The sequence below is a fragment of the Pedobacter aquae genome, from assembly GCF_008195825.1.
GTDB classification, from domain to species: Bacteria; Bacteroidota; Bacteroidia; order Sphingobacteriales; family Sphingobacteriaceae; genus Pseudopedobacter; species Pseudopedobacter aquae.
Map to the genome: position 1 here is coordinate 2,903,788 of NZ_CP043329.1, position 20,612 is coordinate 2,924,399.

Genomic DNA, 20,612 nt, shown 5'->3' on the forward strand with positions numbered 1-20,612 from the left:
ATTCTAAAAACTATTTTTTTATTAATTTTACATAATGAAATTACCAATTGTTGCATACGGAGACCCTGTTTTAAAAAAAATCGCTACAGATATCAATCAAGATTATCCAGATTTAAATGTTTTAATTGAAAACATGTTTGAAACCATGTATGCAGCTAGTGGTGTAGGTTTAGCAGCGCCACAAATAGGTTTACCCATTAGGCTTTTGTTGTTGATGCTACACCTTTTGATGATGATGAGCCCGAATTAAGTAATTTCAAAAAGGTATTTATCAATGCCCGCATTTTAGAAGAAACTGGCGAACCTTGGAAATTTAACGAAGGCTGTTTAAGTATTCCGGATGTTAGGGAAGATGTAAGTAGAAAGCCTGAAATTGTTGTTTCTTATTACAATGAAAATTGGGAACTAAAAGAAGAAAGCTTTAAAGGCTTGGCAGCAAGAGTTATACAACACGAGTATGACCACATAGAAGGCAAGCTTTTTACAGACCGTATTAGCTTGTTGCGTAAAACGATGCTGAAAAATAAATTAGAATCTATCTCTAAAGGGGCTGTTAAAGTGGCTTATAAAATGAGATTTCCGTCTTTAAAGAAAAAAAGATAAGATTGGTGAATCTTATCTTTTGTTTCTCTCTTTATTACCTTCTGTAATTTGTTTAATAAGCGCTCCCCATGCAAATGGATTTAATAAAGGATTGGTTTGAACCATATTTTTATTGGTTAAACCAATGTGGTTGTTCTGAAAATTGAAAGACTGCATCTCTGTACCATCCCTAGGTAAAGCAACGTATAAATCTCTTAAACTTTTGCTTGATAAATTTTTCTTAGCTATTTCCAAATCATCATCGGCAAATTTCATGGTTAAGAAATCTCGCTTAAATTCATCAAAACTTGCCCAAGGAAATACCCTAACTGTAGGCAGCATGATATTGTCTGATTTCATTTTAATAACGGCTGTAAATTTCCTCTCGGTAAGATTTTTTGGTATAACTAATACCAGCTTTTTATAGCCAACAGAAGAAAACTGTATGCTATCTCCTTCATGTACTACAAAAGAGTAATAGCCTTTATAATTTGCAGAATAAGTTTTTTTCTCTGAGAGATTGTTAAGCGTTACATAAGGGACAACGGTATTACTATCAATGTCATAAATAACTCCAGAAAATTGCACCAAAGGTTTCCCCTCCTTTTGTGCAAAAGTAGCTGTAGCTAAAAGACAAAGTATGGCAATTAAGATATTCCTCATTATTTTAATAAAAATATTAAAAGCTTCTTAATTTATCTGTTAAATAGTGTTAAAGAAAAAAGCCTCTATCTTTTAACGATAAGGCTTTTTATATGTTTTAAAATAAATTGTAAAATTATTGAAGGTTTGCTGGTAATACGGCCGAAGGATCATCTATAGCGGTTAAGTTAATAGCCTCAACAGCAGTGATAGATGGAACAGCTTTTTTAACAGCTTGCTCTATACCGGCCTTTAACGTCATGATACTCATTGGGCAAGAACCACAAGAACCCAATAGTTTTAATTTAACGATATTATCATCTGTAATTTCTTCTACGGATACATTCCCACCATCGGCTTCAAGATACGGTCTTATGGTATCTAATGCTGCTTCTACTTCGTTCCTTAAATTCTCTTTCGGGTCCATTATTGATAATTTTTTATAAAAATAACAAAATCAAAAGGAAAATTATGCTTTTGCCATGTCATTTTTAATTGCCAATTGTTGTGCTACTTTTTGTGCAAGTTCTATATAGGCTTTTGCTACTAAACCCTTATCGGCTAAGATAATAGGTTCACCGCTATCGCCAGCTTCACTTACGCTTTGTACTAAAGGTAATTCGCCAAGGAAAGGGACATTATATTTTTCTGCCATTTTCTTACCGCCATCTTTACCAAAAACATAATATTTATTGTTTGGCAGCTCGGCAGGGGTAAAGTAAGACATATTTTCTACCACGCCTAAAATAGGAACGTTAATGCTATTCATCATAAACATGCCAATACCTTTAGTTGCATCAGCAACGGCTACTTGTTGTGGTGTAGTTACAATAACGGCACCAGCTATAGGGAAAGTTTGGGTAATGGTAATATGGATATCACCTGTACCGGGAGGTAAATCAACAATTAAATAATCTAATTCGCCCCAATCAGCATCGTTAAAAAGCTGCTTTACAGCGGTAGAAGCCATTGGCCCTCTCCATGGCACAGGCTGCCCTGGGTCTGTAAAAAAGCCAATTGATAATAATTTAATACCATACTTTTCAATAGGCTCTATACTGGTTTTTCCATTAACTTCACTTACATTGGGTTTTGCATCTTCTAAACCAAACATGATAGGTACAGATGGACCATATATATCAGCATCTATTAAACCTACTTTTGCCCCGGTTAAACTTAAACCAATGGCTAAATTTGCCGCCACGGTAGACTTTCCTACTCCGCCTTTACCTGATGAAACCGCGATGATATTTTTTATTTGAGCAGAAAACTGTGTTTTGGGTGTCGTTACACGACTTGTCATGTGGATGTTGAGTACCGCATCTTGACTAACGAAATGTTTAATGGCATTTCTACAAGCGTTCTCTAACATGTCTTTCATAGGACAAGCTGGTGTAGTAAGCACTACAGAGAAACTGATGTTATGGCCATCAATCACCAAGTTTTCTATCATATTAAGTGTCACCAAATCTTTCTTTAAATCTGGATCTTCTACATTTCTTAAAGCATCTAATACTTGTTCTCTAGTAAACATTGTCTTGTAATTTCTCGTAAAATTAACAAAAGGCTTATAATTAAAATTTTGTTTCGGCGCTGTTTTTGAGATAATTTGGCATCTTCAATTTTTATATCAAAAGATTTTTATACTTTTCTAAGTATTATATGAGGTTTTTTACGAGCAGATTTAAGCAATTCAAATACAAAAAAACAGTCATCATTACCCTATCAGTACTGTTTTTGGTATTTATAGCGGGTGGTGTTACAGCCTATTTAAAGCGTGAAGCTTTACTAGAAAAGGTCATTAATAAGGCGGTTAATAAGGCAAAATCTAAGTATAATTTAAATGTAAAAATTGGTTCTTACGCGTTTTCGGGCTTAAGTACTGTACATTTTAGTAATATTACCATTATACCAGAACAAAGAGATTCTTTAGCAAACATTGCTGATTTTACTGTGGGTATTAAACTTTTCCCTCTCCTTTTTGGGGATGTTAAAATATCTGAGCTAAAGCTTAACGATGCGCTTATTTCTTTGGTAAAGAAAGATAGCATCAGCAATTACGATTTCTTGTTTAAGAAAGATACCACTACAAAAACAGAGAAAAAAGAGCTAGATCTTGCAGACTTAGCCAATAAACTTATCCACCAGGCATTAGATAAAATACCTGATGATATGGCTATCCAAAACTTTAAAATAACCTTTAAAGAAGATACCACCCAACTAAGCATCTTCACAAAAACAGCCACCATTATTGATAACGACGTAAAATCTACCATCATCATCAATGATAATTTAGCCACTTGGCATGTAGATGGCACAGCAGAACCTAGCGACCAACAGCTTGATTTAAAACTGTATGCTAACAACAAAAAGGTAGAATTTCCTTACCTAGAAAATAAATATGGCTTAAAATTAAATTTTGATACCGTAAGAACGGTGATGAGTAGCGCAGAAAAATCAGGCTCTGATTTTGAGATCACTGGAAATTGGTCTGTTAAAAACTTATTAATTAACCACCCCAAAATTGCTGCTAATGATATTGTAGTACCTGATGGAAGTATAGATGCTAAATTGGTTATTGGGGAGAATAGTGTTGCGGTTGATAGCAGCTCGGTAGTGCATTTAGGTAATGCTACCCTTCATCCTTTTGTGAAACTAACTTTAGGAGCGCATAAAATTTACGAGCTTAAGCTAAAGGCAGAGGAGCAAGAGGCGCAAGAAATTTTTAATGCCTTTCCGCATGGTTTATTTGAATCTTTAGAAGGTATCCAAGTAAAAGGAAAATTAAAATATGGCCTTAATTTTTACTTGGATAGTAAAAAACCAGATGATGTAATTTTCACTTCTTCTTTAACCGCCAGCCCTGATTTTAAAATTACCAGATTTGGCAAAACCAATTTCCAGAAAATTAATAAGGACTTTGTTTATACACCTTATGAAAAAGGGAAACCTGTAAGAAATATCATCGTGGGACCGCAAAATCCAAATTTTGTGGCCATTGAAGATATTTCTCCGAATATTAAAAATGCTCTTCTAACTTCAGAAGACCCTTCATTTTACTCCCATAATGGTTTTGTTGAAGAATCTATCAGGCAATCTATTGCTACCAATTTTAAAGCAAAATCTTTTAAAAGGGGAGGTAGCACTATTTCTATGCAACTGGTGAAAAACATTTACCTCAACAGGCAAAAAACTCTAGCTCGTAAAATTGAAGAAATATTAATTGTTTGGCTGATAGAGCATGAAAATTTAAGCTCTAAAAACCGCATGTATGAGGTTTATTTGAATATTATTGAGTGGGGCAGAAATGTTTATGGTATTGGTGAAGCGGCCAACTATTATTTTGGTAAGCATCCATCGCAATTAAGCATTGGTGAGGCTATTTATTTAGCTTATATCGTACCTAAACCAAAATCTTCTTTATATGCTTGGCAATCAGACGGCAGCTTAAAATCTTATTTAAGAGGCTATTTTAACTTAATTGGCGGTTTAATGGTCAGAAGAGGCTATGCCCAACAAGACTCTAGTGTATATGGTTATTATGGCATAAGATTAAGAGAAAGTTTAAGACAACAAATAGCTCCTTCAGATACTATTCCGGATAGTTTAGCCCAGGATGATGAAAATAGCTTATTTAACCTCTTCAACATTAAAAAAGATTCTACTGTAGTACCTAAAGAGAAATTCTTGAAACAACTTTTTGAAGCTGATAAGAAAGATACTGCTTCAAAATCTCAGAGAGAAATAAGACAAGAACGCAGACAAAGAAGAAAAGAAGGCTTAAATAATTAGCTTTTTAAGCTCCTTAACTATAAAAGGGTATAATTTTTATTAATAAATAGGGTTCATATCATCATAAAACTATTTATTATGGAAAAACATACTTACCAAACTGGTATTATAGGAAACTGTTCTTACATAGCGCATGTACATAAAAACACCAATATCACTTGGTTATGCTGGCCTAGGTTTGATAGTTCTTTTGTTTTTGGAAGTATGCTTGACACTAAAAAAGGTGGAGAATTCTCCATAGCTCCTTCATCAGCATATACCTCTAAGCAATATTATTTAGAGAATACCAACATTTTGTGTACAGAAATCACGACAGAAAGTGGCAGGTATAAGGTAACCGATTTTGCACCGCGTTTTCAACAGTTTGAAAGGTATTTTAAACCTTTAATGCTGATAAGAAAGGTTCAGCTTTTAGAAGGTAATCCTCATATTAAAATAAAATGCCAACCGGTTTATGATTATGGTAAAAGTGAGCTTGAAGTTATTAGAGGTTCAAACCATATTGAATATACTGGTTGTGGCGAAAAGATAAGATTATCTACCAATGCACCGCTTTCCTATATTTTAGAAGACCAATATTTTATCCTTAAAGATACTTTATACCTTTTTTTAACTTTTGGAGAACCTTTAGAAGGCCCTATACAAACCACGGCAGATAGGTTTTTAAACCAAACTACAAGTTATTGGAGAACATGGATAAAACGTTCTTCTATTGGCGATTTTTATCAGGAGCAGGTGATAAGATCGGCCTTAGCCTTAAAAATACACCAGTATGAAGATACCGGAGCTATTATTGCTGCCAGCACTACAAGCTTACCAGAATTCCCAGGAAGTGGCCGAAATTGGGATTACAGATTTTGCTGGCTCAGAGATACTTATTATGTGATAAATGCCTTACACCATATTGGCCATTTTGAGGAAACAGAGAAATACTTTGATTATATAACAGATATTTCTTTTGAAGAAGGTTTACGCTATCAGCCGCTTTACAGTATATCCCGACAAAAAAATTTAGTTGAGAAAATTGCAGACCATTTAGAAGGCTATTTAGGAAATGGCCCGGTAAGAATTGGCAACCAAGCTTATGAGCATATACAGAATGATATTTATGGCCAAGCACTTATTTCTTTATTGCCTTTATATACCGATCATCGCTTTGTTTTTTCAGAAAGAAAAGATTCTGCTTCTTTAGTTGAGGTAGCTTTAAGAAGGATAGAGCATACCATAGATGAAGTTGACGCCGGCATTTGGGAGTTTAGAAATAGTGCTTATTTACATTGCTATAGTAACCTTTTCCAGTGGGCTGGTTGTAGCGCAGCCGCAAAAATTGCCAGAACCATCAATGATGAAGCCTTAGAAGAAAAAGCAGTTTCTTTGATGAAAAGAGCCGCAAAACATATTGAAGATTGTTATGACCCCGTTCGTAAAGTTTATACACATGCCGTTGGTAGTCCGCATTTAGATGCAAGCACCTTACAGCTGATTATGATGAACTATCTAGACCCACAATCTGAAAGAGCAAAAAACCATTTAATAGCTTTAGAAAACGAGTTAAAAACGCCAAATGGCTTATTTTATCGCTATTTACATGCCGATGATTTTGGAAAACCAGAAACAACTTTCTTGATATGTGCTTTTTGGTATGTAGAAGCGCTAGCTTGTGTTGGTAGGGTTGATGATGCCATAAGAGAGTTTGAAAAACTAATGAAATATGCTAACCACTTGATGCTCTTTAGCGAGGATGTTGATGAAGAAACGGGTAGCCAATGGGGTAATTTCCCACAAGCTTACAGTCATGTTGGTTTAATGAATGCTGCTTATAGGATTTCTAATAAATTGAATAGGCCTTTGTATTTGTGATTTTAAGGAATAATGTTACATAAAGGCTGATGAATATTTATATTTCAGGGTCTTTAGGGCTACTTTATACTTCAAGCAAGGAACAACCATTCATAAAAAACAGTCTAAACCGAAGCACATGAGCAACAATTAGTTTATTCGTTAATAGTTGATTAGGTTGTTAGTCCGAAATATCCAATATTTAGGTGTCTTTTTACTTTGTACTTTTGACTTTATACTTAAATAAAGCCTACAGCGAATATGGTTTTGCGTTCGAGTTTTCACTAACTTTTATAAAGCATTAACAAGCAAAAATAAGCGCTCCCTGTTTTTGAGTGTGGGTAAGGGATGTGCGGCAAAGGCTCCTGTGGGATTGTTCAGGACTTTATTCATTATTTTTATTCATTTTAAAAGGTATTCATGAATTCGCTAAAGCTTCATTTTGGTTCCTTTTGGTCCCTCAAAAGGAACGAGCCTCGCCGGCGATAGAGGCGGATAAATATTATCATTAAAGATTACTAAGCTAAGTGAAGCTTTTTGAAATGACATTTTCGCACAAGGCTTTCCGGCCTCATAGGCGGCCAACCCTATTTACTTTTTTCTTGATAAAAAAGTAAACAAAAAATCAAGGCTGATGAATATTTGTCGTTTCGTCTAAATAAATCTTTAGCCACAATCCTGAGTGGTGTGATTGTTTTTGCTTAATGAAAGTATTTACATCACCCGTCGGATTGTTTTCCGATAGTTCTCTATGAAAGTTTATGCAAAAGATTTATTTGCCTACACTTCCAAATCTTCATAGGCCGTCCTCGTTCTTCGGTAAATTTTGTTTAATTATTAAAGGTAGTCCCAAAATGTCTGCTCTAGGGGCTTTTTAATTTTAACTTTTGATTTTTAACTTTTTAAATCTTCCTACTTCCAGAAAGGAACAACCATTCATAAAAAACAAGCTATCCCGAAGCACATGAGCAATCCCCCAGAGCCGCAAAGGCAAAAAAACAGAAGCAGAAATTAAAAAATCTTGCACCACCAAGCCTATAGCGAATGCGGTTTTGCGTTAGAGGTTATGTGAACTTTCATAAATCACTTCCTAGCAAAAATAAGCGCTCCTTGTTTTTGAGTGAGGGTAAGGTATGTGCGGCAAAGGCTCCAGCGGGGATTGTTCAGGACTTTTGGTTCCTTTTGGTCCCTCAAAAGGAACGAGCCCCGCCGGCGATAGAGGCGGATGTTTATTGTTTTATAGAGATTGTGAATTAATTGGCTATTTCGCTCAGGGCTTTCCGGCCTCATAGGCGGCCAACCCTAGGCACTTTTTTCTTGAAAAAAAAAAGTTCCCAAAAAACGAGGAATGAGTTCATGAATGCTTAAGAAAAACCATAACCAAAAAATGAATAATTCAAGGCTGATGAATATTTGTCGTTTCGTCTAAATAAATCTTTAGCCACAATCCTGAGTGGTGTGATTGTTTTTGCATATTGAAAGCTACTACAACACCCGTCGGATTGTTTTCCGATAGTTCTCTATGAAAGTTTATGCAAAAGATTTATTTGCCTACACTTCCAAATCTTCATAGGCCACACTCGTTCTTCGGTAAATTTTGTTTAATTATTAAAGGTAGTCCCAAAATGTCTGCTCTTTAGGGGCTTTTTAATTTTAACTTTTGATTTTTAACTTATATAATACACACTCATTATTTTAAGTTTGGGATGTGCGTCAAAGGCTACTGCGGCAAGCAGTTACTACACTCTACACCACAAACTTTTTAAGAAAACTGCGTACATCTTCTACGCTATTGATGTAATAATTTGCTGCAGATACGCTGCTTCCTACTTTTATGGTGATGGCTCTTTGAGGGAGTTGCTGAAAGGTGTCTTCATCGGTATGGTCATCACCTAAAGCCATCATAAAATCAAAATCTTTATCTAGGATATAAGAAAAAGCGGCTTTTCCTTTATTGATATCACTACTTTTAATTTCTAAAACCTTGTTTCCGGCCAATACTTGTAAACCCATTTCGCGGGTAAGGTAACGTAAATTACTTTCTAGTTCATTAGCTCTTAACTCGCCCAAGCCTTTTTCTACTTTTCTAAAATGCCAGGCTAAAGAAAAACGTTTTTCTTCTATAAAAGAACCCGGTGTACGGTCTGAGTAGGCTTCTAACATAGACCTCACTTTAGTTTTCCAATTGTCAGATAAGCCGGGTATAGTTGCCCAATATTGGCCGTTTATTTTTTGCCAGGCGCCATGCTCAGCAATTAAATCAATATCTAAATGGCCAAACCATTGCTCTAGAGTTTCGTATTTTCTACCGCTAATAATGACCAGTTGATTACGAGCATCGGCATTTAAATCTTTTAAAAGTTCATACAATTCCTCATCAGGGTAAGCTTTATCAATCTCGGCTTTAAAGCCAACCAAAGTACCATCATAATCTAGAAAGAAAACCCTTTTTTGTGCTTCTTGCATTTGCTTTACAAAGGTTTCTTGTAGGTTAGCATTTACACTTTTTGCTTTTCTAATACCCTCTGCTACTTTAATATCTGCTAATTGATCCATAAATATCTTTACCCAATGGTGTATATCAAACTTGTTTACTAAATCTTTTAAAGCCAACATTCTAGATTTTTGCTCTTCTTCTGGCATTTCTATAGCTTGGATGATGGCTCGGTACATCTCGCCCAAATTATTAGGGTTAACAATAAGCGCATCGGCAAGTTCTTTAGAGGCCCCTGCCATTTCACTTAAAATAAGAACGCCCTTATCTTTTCTGCTTGCAATGTATTCTTTGCTTACTAAGTTCATCCCATCTCGCATCGGGGTAACCAAACAAATATCTGCCCGGCTGTATAAAGCCACTAAGGTTTCTACCGGAAAAGAGCGATAGAAATAATGGATAGGATGCCAAGATGATGTTCTGAAACGAGCATTGATGTTACCAACCATTTTATCAATATCATCTCTAAGCTCTTTATACTGTGCTATACTATCTCTTGATGGCACTACAATCATGTGTAAAGAGATTTTCTCTATATACTCTGGGTTATCTGTTAAAACTTTCTCAAAAGCCATGAGGCGTTGTAAAATGCCTTTGCTATAATCTAGCCTATCTACAGAAAGTATCACTTTAGAGTCTTTTAAAATCTCGTTATAATTGGCTATTTCTTCTTGTACTTTGCTGTCTTTGCTTAGGCTTTCAAATTTTTCAGCATCAATACCCATCGGGAAGGCATCAATTAAAACATTTCTATCTGCCACCTGAATGATGTTTGCTGTTGCATGAACAGGAATAGAACGTGTTGCCGAACTGGTAAAATGCCTCACATCATCGTAAGTATGAAAACCAATTAAATCAGCGCCAAGCATCCCATTTAATAATTCGGCCCGCCAAGGTATCAACCTAAAAAGCTCAAAAGATGGAAAAGGGATATGTTGAAAAAAGCCTATGGAAACATCTTTTAACTCGTCTCTTATTAATTTTGGGAGCAATAAAAGTTGGTAATCATGTATCCAGATGGTATCGCCGGGCTGTGCTATAGCCAAAACTTCTTGTTTAAATTTCTGATTTACCGCTTGATAATAATCCCAATATTTTTGCTCAAACTGGGCGTAGGTACTCATGTAATGGAAAATGGGCCAAAGTATTTCGTTAGAAAAGCCTTCGTAATAGTTCAAAATTTCTTCCTCGCTTAAAAAAACTGGTAATAGGTTTTCCTTTTGGAGAAGCGCTATTACTTGGGCTTTCTCCTCATCATCATTAATTTCTGTACCGCACCAGCCTATCCAAATATTATCGTCTTGTTTATAGACCGAGCCTAAACCAGTTGCCAAACCTCCTTCGCTCACTTTAAGGGTAAAACTGCTTTCCTCTTTAGAAATTTTTACGGGTAATCTGTTAGATACGATAATGGTTCTGCTCATAATATGAAAGGGATAAACTTTGAAAATCACTTTTAGAAAACAAAAACCATGCAAATGAAAATCACAACTGCAAATCCTCTAATTAAAATTTAGCATGACTATTGCCTATTTACCTCAAAAAACACGCATTTATGGAGAGTTTGAACACTTATTTAGGAAGAATATCGGGCTATATGCCAGACTATGTTTGGAATCTTATGGTTTTAATGGTTGCATTTTTAATGGGCTCCATCATTAAACAACTTATTCTTAAAGCCGGCAGTTATTACAAAAAAACGGATGGTTTTTCTTTCATTAAATCGGCCTTGCGATATGCTAGTAAACCTTTAAGTTTATTGCTTCCCATATTTGTTTTTAACTTGATGATTCCCTTACTAAAACTGGGGCCTGTTTTTATCAAAATCATTCATAAAAGTGTAGAAATTGCCTTTATTATTGTTTTCGCCTACTTGTTAATTAATATCATCAACATCATTCAGGATTTTATTTTACATTCTTACAGCCTACAAAAAGATGATAATTTAAGAGAAAGGCGCATTCTTACACAGCTGCAATTTATCAGGAAATTTTTTGTGGCTTTTATCATCTTACTTACCATAGCTGCGGTACTTTTTAGCTTTGAGGGGATGCGTAAAATAGGTGCTGGCTTGCTTACTGGTGTGGGTATTGGCGGTATTATTATAGGCTTTGCTGCGCAAAAATCTTTAGGAAACTTATTAGCAGGTTTTCAAATTGCTTTTACGCAACCTATCCGTATTGATGATGTTTTGGTAGTTGAAAACGAATGGGGTAAAGTAGAAGAAATTACGCTTACTTATGTGGTTTTACATATTTGGGACCACCGCCGTTTAATTTTACCTATTAATTATTTTATTGAAAAACCATTTCAAAACTGGACCAGAACCTCTTCTGATATTTTAGGAACTGTTTTCATTTATACCGATTATAATATCCCTTTAGATGCTTTAAGAGAAGAATTTATAAGATTGTTAAACCAAACAAAACTTTGGGATAAAAAGGTACAAGTGATACAAGTAACCGATGCTAAAGAGCAAACCATAGAAATTAGAGCTTTAATGAGTGCTAGCAATTCATCAAAAGCATTTGATTTGAGATGCTATATCAGAGAAAATTTAATTGATTTTATACAAAAGAATTTCCCTGATAGCTTACCAAAATTAAGAGCCAGCTTTAATGCAGAATCAGAAATCTCTCAAACTGAAAAAGCTTCATAATATCAGAAAACTGTCAAGAATTATTATAGATTATAAAATAAATGTTTAAACATGTATTTTTGTGTTATTAAATTTAAAACACATGAACGCACAAAATATTATTGATAAATTAAATTGGAGATACGCTACCAAAGCATTTGATGCTTCACGTAAATTAAGTGCAGAGCAGCTAGAACATTTATTAAGCGCTGTGCAACTTGCGCCAAGTTCTTATGGTTTACAACCTTATAAGGTATTGGTAGTTAGTAACCCTGAAGTTAGAGAAAAACTAAAAGCGGCAGCATATAACCAAACACAAATTACTGATGCTTCCGAAATTATTGTTTTTGCTACTTATAAAGACTTTAATTTATCTCATGTAGATGATTTTGCAAACAACATAGTAGCAACAAGAGGCATTACAAAGGCAGACATACAAGGTTATATTGATGTCATGAATGGTGCGGTAAGCTCTAGAGACCAACAACAATTACAAATCTGGAATACAAGACAAGCTTATATAGGCTTAGGTATTTTATTAGAAACAGCAGCTTTATTAGACATTGATGCTTGCCCTATGGAAGGTTTTAGTGTAGAACAGTTTGATGACATATTAGGTTTATCAGCTTTAAACTTAACCAGTGTTGTTGTTACTGCTGTGGGTTACCGTTCTGCAGAAGATGGCTACCAACATTACAAAAAAGTAAGAAAATCTAAAGAAGATTTATTTATTAAAATTTAAGGTTTTAAAATAGAAAAGGCGGATTAAAATCTGCCTTTTCTATTTTATATAGTTTCTGCAATATTATCTTAAAGTAAAGCCACCTCTACCCATAGTAGCGCCATCTGCATACAATAAAACTGTATAATTTCCTGGCTCAAAAGCGTTTCTATTTGTCCAATCTAAATTGAAACTTTTAGCCTCGCCGCTAAACTCTATAGCCGTTTTATAAGTGTATTGTAGCTCTTGGTTGTTAGCCATAAACATACCGCCTTCCCCAATAATTAAGTTTCCGGCTGGGTCCATCACTCGCATATAAATATCATGCATACCTTTAGTAGCAATAGGGTTGGTATTAATGGTAAATGAGATACGTATTTTTTGCGTAGAGCTTGCCTTGCTTACATCGGTTTCTCTACCGCTAGATTTTACTCTTAGAGGTATAATTTGAATGTTGCTTGCTTTTAAAGCAGCGCCTGCTTTTACTTTATTATTTAAAGAATCGTTTTGCTTAGATAAGTTCTCGGCAAATTTACTTACCGTAGTAACCGTTGTTTTCAAACTATCTCTTTCTACTGTTAAAGCTGCATTTTTTTGCTGAAGCTCATCAATATCAGTAGTGTATTTAGTAACAAAATACTTTAACTGCTTTACATCTTCGCGGGCTTTAGAAAGCTCGCCTGCAGTTAATTGTCCTCTGTTTAAAGCTTGCCTTAATTGGGCAATTTTTGCTCTAAGCTCTTCATCTTTAGCCTTTAATTCATCAGATAATTGCGTACCAGTATTGTTTGCCTGCTCAAGCTCTGTTTCTAGCTTTTCCAATTCTGTTTGTAAAGCAGTACGCTCATCACTTACTGTTACAACTCGGTTATCCGATTTATTCTTCTGCATGAATAAATAAACATTTAAGCCTACAAGGGCTACAATTACGGCAATAAGAAAGTAAATCTTATTGGTGTCTTTTTTCTTTTGTTCTTGAGTTTCCATTTTCTACTCTTTGCGTTTATTTTGGTTGTGGGTTGTTAAGCAAAAATTATTCCATCAGTATTGTTACAGCTTTTTTAAACGATAAAACGTAAAATTTCTGATTTTTCCCGATAAAATTTTTTCTAAAATAGCTTGTTTTTTCAGAACTACAAGTTTAAACATTAAAATAATGTAATCTTGCTACAGATTAAACGTTGGTAGTTTGTTATATTTACAATTTTGAATTTCAACTAATTTTCATGAACAAAATCTTAGTAGCAGCTTTATTTTTCTTCTCTTTCATAAGTATTAAAGTCCAATCTCAAATGGTATCTGGTCCTAAAAGAGAGTTTAGAGGTGTTTGGATTGCTACGGTTGTAAATATTGATTGGCCTTCAAAAGCTGGTTTAAGCACCGCTCAGCAGAAAGATGAGCTTATGAACATCCTTGATCAACATCAAAAACAAGGCTTAAATGCTGTGTTTTTTCAGGTAAGGCCAGCCTCTGATGCATTGTATGCAAAAGGTACAGAGCCATGGTCTATTTGGTTAACCGGAACACAAGGCAAAGCGCCAGAGCCTTTTTACGATCCCTTAGATTTTGCTATAAAAGAATGTCATAAAAGAGGGATGGAATTACACGCTTGGTTTAACCCCTACCGAGCAACTTTTGATAGCCAGTTTGATAAACTTCATAAAAACCATATCACCAATTTAAAACCCGATTGGTTTATTACTTATGGAGGTAAAAAATTATTTAATCCGGGTTTACCCGATGTTAGGGCATACATTACCCAAGTGATTATGAATGTGGTAAGAAATTACGATGTAGACGGAATCCATTTTGATGATTATTTCTATCCATACGGTGTAAAAGGACAAACTATTGATGATACAGAAGCTTACATTGCTTATAATAATGGGATAAAAGATATTGCCGATTGGCGAAGAGATAATGTAGACAAACTCATTAAAATGGTGAGCGATAGCATTAGAACGGAAAAGAAACATGTAAAATTTGGGATTAGCCCTTTTGGCATCTGGAAAAATAAAAAACAAGACCCAGAAGGTTCCGAAACTAACGGTGGAGATTCTTATTACGGCTTATTCGCCGATTCTAGAAAATGGGCAAAAGAAGGTTGGGTAGATTATATCAATCCGCAAATTTATTGGGCTTTTAGCACCATGGCGGCTCCTTACAATAAACTGGTAGATTGGTGGAGCAATAATGCCTACGGTAGACACCTCTATATTGGACAAGGCGCTTATCGCTTAAGCGATAATAAAGACATAGGCTGGCGAAACCCTACACAAATGCCTAGTCAGTTAATTTACAACCGCTTAAACAACAGGGTACAAGGCAGTGTGTATTTCAGCTCAAAATCTTTAAATACAAACCTCAAAGGCATATCAGACACCTTAAAAAACAACTATTATAAATATCCTTCTTTACCGCCTGTAATGCTGTGGTTAGATTCCATCTCGCCAAACCGCCCAGAAAACTTACTAGCTGTACAAACCAACAAAAGTGTTTTATTAAGTTGGAATTTACCTTCTAAAGCTAAGGATGGCGATGCTGCATATGGTTTTACCATTTACAGATTTGAAGATAACGAGCCCTTAGATATTGATAAAGCTTCGGCAATAAAAAAAGTGTTCTTTGGTGCTATTACTTCTTGGGAGGACCAAGATATTATTAAAGGAAAAAAATATACCTATGTGGTTACTGCTTTAGACCGCTTAAAGAACGAAAGCGAACATGCTATACCAGTAACTGTATCAATAAAATAATCATGGAAAGAAAAATTAGAGCTGGCCTAATGGCTTACGGAATGTCTGGCAAAGTATTTCACGCTCCGTTTTTAGATCAACATACAGGTTTTGAACTAGTTGCTATTGTAGAGCGTAGCAAAAATGAGGCTGTAAAAGATTATCCAAACATTATCCCATATAAAGAAAATGAAAGCCTTTTGGCTGATGATTCTATTGAACTTATCGTTGTAAACACGCCTAACTTCACGCATTACGAGTACGCTAAAGCTGCTTTACAAGCTGGTAAACATGTATTGATAGAAAAACCTTTATCTGTACTAAAAACAGAAGCAGAAGAGCTTTTTGCTTTGGCATTTAGAAAAAATTTACAGGTTTTTGCTTATCAAAATAGACGTTTTGATAGCGATTATTTATCTGTAAAAGAGGTTTTAGACAGCAAAAAATTAGGAAATATTGTTGAAGCCCATTTCCGTTTTGATAGATACCGCCCAGAGGTTAGTCATAAGTTTTTTAAAGAACAAGCTATGCCTGGCGCTGGTATTTTGTATGATTTGGGTGCACACATCATAGACCAGGCTATTAGTTTATTTGGTGTACCAGATGATTTTATTAAAACTTATGGCAGTAATCGCCCAGTTACAGAGGTTGATGATTACGCCCATCTGCATTTAAAATATAAAAATGGCTTAAACGTGTACATCAGTACCAGTTTATTGGTAGCAAACCCTTTACCAAGCTATGTTTTGCATGGCACTAAAGGAAGTTTCGTTAAAGACAGAACCGATGTACAAGAAGAACAATTATTGGCAGGTGTAAAGCCCTTAGATGCTAACTATGGTATAGAAAAACCAAATAGCGAGGGTGTTTTGGTTTATTTTGATGATGAAAATCAACAGTTTAAAGAATTGCTAAAAGCAAAGCAAGCAAGTTATATGCACCTGTTTGATCATGTATACGAAGCCATTGTTCATCAAAAACCATATTATGTAAAACAAAATGAGATTATAGCGCAGCTAAGCATCTTAGAAAAATAATTTTTGCGCATATAAACTTATTAGCCTATTTCAGGTTAATATTCTGAAATTCAACACTAACCAAACCAAAATATGAGAATTGCAGGAATTATTGCTTTATTATTTGTTTTCACAGAAGGTATAGCGCAAACTACCGTAAAAAGAGACCCTCAAATACAGCAAATGGTAGAAGAGGTATCTGCTCAAAACTTAGAAATACTGGTTAAAAAACTCGCTAGTTTTGGCACCAGACATACTTTAAGTGATACTACAAGTAAAACTACAGGCATAGGCGCTGCCAGAAATTGGATTAAAAGCGAGTTTGAAAAATACAGCAAAGCATCTGGCGGCAGACTAAAAGTAGATTTTGATACTTTTACCCAACCTGCCGACGGACGTAGAATAAAACAAGACGCTGTTCTTAAAAATGTTTTAGCAACCTTACCAGGCACAAATCCTAATGATCATCGGGTTTTTATCATTTCTGGTCATTATGACTCTAGAGCTTCTGATGTTAACGATGCCAAAAGCAAAGCCCCAGGCGCTGTTGATGATGCCTCTGGAACTGCTATTTCTTTAGAGCTAGCCCGCATCATGAGTAAACACCAATTTAGCGCCACTATTATTTTTATGGCTGCCGTTGGGGAAGAACAGGGTTTGTATGGTGCTGCCCATTTAGCTAAAAAATCTAAAGCAGAAGGCTGGAATATTAATGCCATGATTACCAATGATATTGTAGGAAACACTTATGGTAGCGAAACAGATTTGAAAGACAACCGCTCTGTAAGGGTTTTTAGCGAAGGTGTACCTGCTACAGAAACCAAAGAACAAGCTGCTTTAAGAACTTCTGTTGGTGGCGAAAATGATAGTCCGGCAAGACAATTTTCTCGTTATGTTAAAGAAATTGCAGAACGTTATGTAGACCAATTAGATGTTAAACTTATTTACAGAAGAGACCGCTATTTAAGAGGCGGAGACCATACGCCTTTTTCTTTAGAAGGCTTTACTGCTGTTAGGTTTACAGAAATGAATGAGAATTTTGATAGACAGCATCAAGATATTAGAACAGAAAACGGTAGAGATTATGGCGATTTACCAGAATTTGCCGATTATAATTATATCCAAAAAGTAGGTAGGATGAATTTAGCAGTATTAGCAAATATTGCTAAAGCACCCTCAGAACCTCAAAATGTGGGTATTTTAACTAGCGATTTAACAAACAAAACTACCTTAAAATGGGAAGCACCTAAAAGCGGCAATGCAGCAGGTTATTATATTTTAATGCGTGAGACTACTTCTCCTTTTTGGGAAAAGAAATTTTATGTAAGCACTACCCAGCATACTTTACCTTATTCTAAAGACAATTACTTTTTTGGTGTACAAGCTGTAGATACCGATGGGCATGAAAGTGCTATAGTATTTCCTAAACCAGTGAGGTAAAAAACATTTTTTCTATTTAAAGTAGCGGAGTCGAAGTCTCTCTTGTTTATCCTTCGACTCCACTACCATTGAAGTTTTTTAAGTATATTTCAAAATCAGGCATTCGCACAAGTCTTTCCAGCCTCTTGACCGGCCATGTCAAGTTACTTTTATTCAAAGTATTAGTTTTATGTTTTGGCCTTCATGAATGCTTCGCATGTTTCCGCAAAAAGTAACCAAACCCGAGCTAAGCGAACACATGAAAGCCTTTAAAAAAACAATAAGCTAATTGAATAAACTCTCCGCTGCGCCGCTTGCTTCTAAAGATTCTACTAGGGCTAATGCTGTAGATACCGCAACCGCCAAGGCGGAATTAGAAGTAAACGGTTATTATTACTTTGGCTCGATTTATCGAACTACTTAAAATAACGTTTTATCACCACTATTCTACTTCAAACTGTCTTTTCAATCCTCCAATTTGAATTTCAAATTCGCCAGGTTCAACAACTTTTTTATTATTGTCATTTATAAAAGCTAATTCTTCTTTTGTTATGGTAAACTTAACAGTTTTAACTTCACCTGCTTTTAAACTAATTTTCTCGAAAGCTTTTAATCGCTTTTTATCTGGTGTGATAGAAGCATATAAATCGCTCAAATAAACATCTACCACTTCTTTACCTTCTCTTGTCCCTGTATTGGTAACATCTACACTTACCTGTAATTTATCATTTTCTGTAATCTTTACAGCTGATAAACTTAAATTGCTGTATTTAAAAGTAGTATAACTTAAACCATGTCCAAATTCATATTGCGGATTATAATCAGCATCGTAATTATAAACACCTTCTACTACCGACCTACTTTCTGATGGTTTATGATTATAATTTACCAAAGAATTTGGGTATTTAGGATAGGTATAAGGCAGTTTACCCGATGGATTAACATCCCCAAAAAGGATATCAGCTAAAGCATCGCCACCAAAATTACCCGGTAAATAGGTTTGTACTATAGCAGGCATAGCGGGCTCTATTTTACTGATGATTCTTGGCCTACCTTCATTTAAAACTAAAATAATAGGTTTACCTAAAGCGGCTATTTTTTGAGCAAATTCTGTTTGTAAATCAGAAAGATATAAATCGCTTAAATTACCTGGTGTCTCGGTATAAGAGTTTTCGCCTAAGCATAAAACAACGGCATCAACATTTTTTGCTGCTTCTAATGCTTCTTGCATATTATCGGCATATTCCTCAAAGTATTTACCATCCATTTTATAGCTAAGTCCTGGAACATAAACTACCTGATGTTCTCCTATTTTATGCTTTAAAGCCTCTACAATGGTATTGTATTTTGATGCAAATTCTTCTACTTTTTCGCCTTGCCAAGAATAAGTCCAACCGCCATTTAATGTACGCATAGAATTTGCGTTTGGCCCGGTAACTAAAACCTTCATGTCTTTCCTCAGCGGAAGCGTATTATTGTTATTTTTTAATAAAGTAATAGATTCGGCTGCGGCCTGATAAGCTGCTTGCTCAAACTCCTTGCTACCAAATTTTGGATAATTCTTGTAGTGCGTAACCGGAGTTTCAAATAATCCCAATTTGTACTTCAACACTAAAATTCTAGCTACAGCTTCATCAATACGCGACTGCTTTACTTTCCCCTCTTTAACCAAGGCAATAAGGTTATCACAAAAAGTTTCATACTGATAGGCTATCATAGACATATCTATACCTGCATTAATGGCAAGCATGATAGCTTCTTTATGAGATTTTGCAATTTTATCTCTGGTATGTAGGTTTTCTATATCGCCCCAATCTGTAACAACTAAACCTTTAAAACCCAACTCTTCTCTTAGTAATTTGGTAAGTAAATTATAATTAGCATGAACGGGAACGCTATTTATCAGGCCAGAATTTATCATGATGGTATGAGCGCCAGCATCTATTGCAGCTTTAAAAGCAGGTAAATGATACTCTCTTAAAGCTTGTTCTGAGATATAAGCCGGAGTTCTATCTTTACCAGATAAAGCAATCTGATAACCTAAAAAATGCTTTAGGCAAGATGCCACATGGTAAGGGTTATTGATATCATTATCATCACCTTCATAACCTTTTATAGCCTCAATACCTAAAACAGTGGTAAGGTGTACATCTTCTCCGTAAGTTTCCCAAATACGTGGAAAGCGTGGGTCTGGACCTAAATCCAGAACCGGAGAAAAATTCCATGGGATGCCGCTGGCTCTGGTTTCATAAGCTGTTATTTGCGCTGCTTTTTTAATAAGCTCTTTATTTCTACTGGCTGCCTGCCCTATTTGCTGAGGAAACATGGTTGCACCTGCTGTGTAAGTTGTGCCATGTATAGCATCAATACCATAAATAACTGGAATGTTTAGCTTATTGCGAGCCGCTTTTTGTATCCCACTAATGATGTTGTACCAAACTTCTGGTGTTCTGGCTCTGTTGTTTGCAGTATTAAGTACCGAGCCTATTTTATACACCCCAAAAGCTTTGTCCATAGCTGCTTTATCTAAAACTACAGGTTCATCGCTGGTAAACCTATCTTTACCTTTGGTAATAACATCTAAAGTAATTTGAGCCATTTGCCCAACCTTCTCTTCTAAAGTCATTTTTGAGAGTAAAGACTGTACTTTGGTATCTAAAAGTTTATCCTCCTGAGCGTAGCTATAACAAGAGACCCCTAGCCAAAGCCAGAAGAATAATTGTGCTTTTTTCAT

Annotated in this window: 13 protein-coding genes and 1 pseudogene; 8 read left to right on the forward strand and 6 right to left on the reverse strand. The window is 35.4% G+C overall.

What is annotated here, in order from left to right; genetic code table 11:
- The first annotated feature begins 34 nt into the window (after window positions 1–34).
- Window positions 35–603 (forward strand): annotated as a pseudogene (gene def / locus FYC62_RS12775) (peptide deformylase).
- A 12-nt stretch (window positions 604–615) separates the two neighbouring features.
- Here the strand turns inward: def and FYC62_RS12780 are convergent.
- The 3 genes from FYC62_RS12780 to FYC62_RS12790 form a co-directional block, all read right to left on the reverse strand.
- Entirely contained in the window at window positions 616–1,245 is a 630-nt protein-coding gene (locus tag FYC62_RS12780; protein WP_039450804.1) for a peptidase associated/transthyretin-like domain-containing protein, read from the reverse strand.
- Window positions 1,246–1,360: 115 nt separating this feature from the next.
- On the reverse strand, window positions 1,361–1,651 hold the full coding sequence (locus FYC62_RS12785) for a NifU family protein (RefSeq protein WP_039450803.1): 291 nt from the start codon (window positions 1,649–1,651) through the stop codon (window positions 1,361–1,363).
- A 42-nt stretch (window positions 1,652–1,693) separates the two neighbouring features.
- Window positions 1,694–2,758, reverse strand: coding sequence for an Mrp/NBP35 family ATP-binding protein (locus FYC62_RS12790; protein ID WP_149075216.1), 1,065 nt, complete (start codon window positions 2,756–2,758; stop codon window positions 1,694–1,696).
- Between the two features lie 128 nt (window positions 2,759–2,886).
- On the opposite strand from FYC62_RS12790, the gene FYC62_RS12795 reads away from it, so the two are divergent.
- Both FYC62_RS12795 and FYC62_RS12800 read left to right on the forward strand, forming a co-directional pair.
- The gene (locus FYC62_RS12795) at window positions 2,887–5,016 is read left to right on the forward strand and encodes a biosynthetic peptidoglycan transglycosylase (RefSeq protein ID WP_149075217.1); all 2,130 of its coding nucleotides are present in this window, start codon (window positions 2,887–2,889) and stop codon (window positions 5,014–5,016) included.
- 78 nt (window positions 5,017–5,094) lie between these two features.
- Entirely contained in the window at window positions 5,095–6,876 is a 1,782-nt protein-coding gene (locus tag FYC62_RS12800) for a glycoside hydrolase family 15 protein (protein WP_149075218.1), read from the forward strand.
- A 1,725-nt stretch (window positions 6,877–8,601) separates the two neighbouring features.
- Here the strand turns inward: FYC62_RS12800 and FYC62_RS12805 are convergent.
- Window positions 8,602–10,773, reverse strand: a complete 2,172-nt coding sequence (locus tag FYC62_RS12805) for a bifunctional alpha,alpha-trehalose-phosphate synthase (UDP-forming)/trehalose-phosphatase (protein ID WP_149075219.1) — start codon at window positions 10,771–10,773, stop codon at window positions 8,602–8,604.
- A gap of 131 nt (window positions 10,774–10,904) precedes the next feature.
- Between FYC62_RS12805 and FYC62_RS12810 the strand changes: the two genes are divergently transcribed.
- Entirely contained in the window at window positions 10,905–12,008 is a 1,104-nt protein-coding gene (locus FYC62_RS12810; RefSeq protein ID WP_205943721.1) for a mechanosensitive ion channel family protein, read from the forward strand.
- Between the two features lie 82 nt (window positions 12,009–12,090).
- Window positions 12,091–12,729, forward strand: a complete 639-nt coding sequence (locus FYC62_RS12815) for an NAD(P)H-dependent oxidoreductase (protein WP_039454672.1) — start codon at window positions 12,091–12,093, stop codon at window positions 12,727–12,729.
- Window positions 12,730–12,792: 63 nt separating this feature from the next.
- Here FYC62_RS12815 and FYC62_RS12820 read toward each other — a convergent pair whose 3' ends face one another.
- Window positions 12,793–13,695, reverse strand: a complete 903-nt coding sequence (locus FYC62_RS12820) for a hypothetical protein (protein WP_149075220.1) — start codon at window positions 13,693–13,695, stop codon at window positions 12,793–12,795.
- A 239-nt stretch (window positions 13,696–13,934) separates the two neighbouring features.
- On the opposite strand from FYC62_RS12820, the gene FYC62_RS12825 reads away from it, so the two are divergent.
- The 3 genes from FYC62_RS12825 to FYC62_RS12835 all read left to right on the forward strand — a co-directional run bounded on the left by FYC62_RS12825 (window position 13,935) and on the right by FYC62_RS12835 (window position 17,899).
- Entirely contained in the window at window positions 13,935–15,464 is a 1,530-nt protein-coding gene (locus FYC62_RS12825) for a glycoside hydrolase family 10 protein (RefSeq protein WP_149075221.1), read from the forward strand.
- Window positions 15,465–15,466: 2 nt separating this feature from the next.
- The gene (locus FYC62_RS12830) at window positions 15,467–16,480 is read left to right on the forward strand and encodes a Gfo/Idh/MocA family protein (protein ID WP_205943722.1); all 1,014 of its coding nucleotides are present in this window, start codon (window positions 15,467–15,469) and stop codon (window positions 16,478–16,480) included.
- Window positions 16,481–16,552: 72 nt separating this feature from the next.
- Complete coding sequence (locus tag FYC62_RS12835; RefSeq protein WP_205943723.1) at window positions 16,553–17,899, forward strand: M20/M25/M40 family metallo-hydrolase; 1,347 nt, start codon at window positions 16,553–16,555, stop codon at window positions 17,897–17,899.
- A gap of 421 nt (window positions 17,900–18,320) precedes the next feature.
- Here the strand turns inward: FYC62_RS12835 and FYC62_RS12840 are convergent, their stop codons facing one another.
- Window positions 18,321–20,612, reverse strand: coding sequence for a glycoside hydrolase family 3 N-terminal domain-containing protein (locus tag FYC62_RS12840; RefSeq protein ID WP_149075223.1), 2,292 nt, complete (start codon window positions 20,610–20,612; stop codon window positions 18,321–18,323).

Coding starts and splice junctions, on each gene's coding strand:
- FYC62_RS12820 (WP_149075220.1), bottom strand. CDS start 13,695: ATGGAAACTCAAGAACAAAAGAAAAAAGACACCAATAAGATTTACTTT.
- FYC62_RS12800 (WP_149075218.1), top strand. CDS start 5,095: ATGGAAAAACATACTTACCAAACTGGTATTATAGGAAACTGTTCTTAC.
- FYC62_RS12835 (WP_205943723.1), top strand. CDS start 16,553: ATGAGAATTGCAGGAATTATTGCTTTATTATTTGTTTTCACAGAAGGT.
- FYC62_RS12830 (WP_205943722.1), top strand. CDS start 15,467: ATGGAAAGAAAAATTAGAGCTGGCCTAATGGCTTACGGAATGTCTGGC.
- FYC62_RS12825 (WP_149075221.1), top strand. CDS start 13,935: ATGAACAAAATCTTAGTAGCAGCTTTATTTTTCTTCTCTTTCATAAGT.
- FYC62_RS12815 (WP_039454672.1), top strand. CDS start 12,091: ATGAACGCACAAAATATTATTGATAAATTAAATTGGAGATACGCTACC.
- FYC62_RS12810 (WP_205943721.1), top strand. CDS start 10,905: ATGGAGAGTTTGAACACTTATTTAGGAAGAATATCGGGCTATATGCCA.
- FYC62_RS12805 (WP_149075219.1), bottom strand. CDS start 10,773: ATGAGCAGAACCATTATCGTATCTAACAGATTACCCGTAAAAATTTCT.
- FYC62_RS12840 (WP_149075223.1), bottom strand. CDS start 20,612: ATGAAAAAAGCACAATTATTCTTCTGGCTTTGGCTAGGGGTCTCTTGT.
- FYC62_RS12790 (WP_149075216.1), bottom strand. CDS start 2,758: ATGTTTACTAGAGAACAAGTATTAGATGCTTTAAGAAATGTAGAAGAT.
- FYC62_RS12795 (WP_149075217.1), top strand. CDS start 2,887: ATGAGGTTTTTTACGAGCAGATTTAAGCAATTCAAATACAAAAAAACA.
- FYC62_RS12785 (WP_039450803.1), bottom strand. CDS start 1,651: ATGGACCCGAAAGAGAATTTAAGGAACGAAGTAGAAGCAGCATTAGAT.
- FYC62_RS12780 (WP_039450804.1), bottom strand. CDS start 1,245: ATGAGGAATATCTTAATTGCCATACTTTGTCTTTTAGCTACAGCTACT.